Below are 404 nucleotides of genomic sequence, written 5' to 3'. Positions count from 1 at the left end.
ACATCATCTGCAACAGATTTTGTAGGTACAACAGATGCACAAGCACTTGTATTAAAATCTAACAATGTAGAAAAATTAAAACTACACGATACAAAAAATCAAGTTTTAATTAACCAAGCAACTACTTATAATGATCATTCATTAGTTATTAAAGCAAATGGTAATGAAGTGATGGCACTTCAAGATGCCACTGGAGTCTCAAAATGGAATTGGGATTTGGATGGAGATAACCTAAACTTTGAGGAATCTGATGTTGCAGATTATAGACTATTTTTAGAAGCAGGTGGTAAAATTGGTATAAATACCAATACACCTGAAGCAATGTTAGACATAAATACTGAAGAAACACCTGGCGCAGACATAGTGCCTTTACGTATTGTACCAAATACAGTTACACCAACAGG

Annotated in this window: 1 protein-coding gene; it reads left to right on the top strand. The window is 33.9% G+C overall.

What is annotated here, in order from left to right; all coding sequences use genetic code 11:
• Nucleotides 1-404: hypothetical protein (locus tag Q0733_RS13020; RefSeq protein ID WP_298782774.1), on the top strand; the 404-nt coding region annotated here is incomplete at both ends.

This window comes from uncultured Polaribacter sp., from assembly GCF_947500975.1.
GTDB lineage: Bacteria > Bacteroidota > Bacteroidia > Flavobacteriales > Flavobacteriaceae > Polaribacter.
This window is presented reverse-complemented; position numbering and strand designations above follow the sequence as displayed.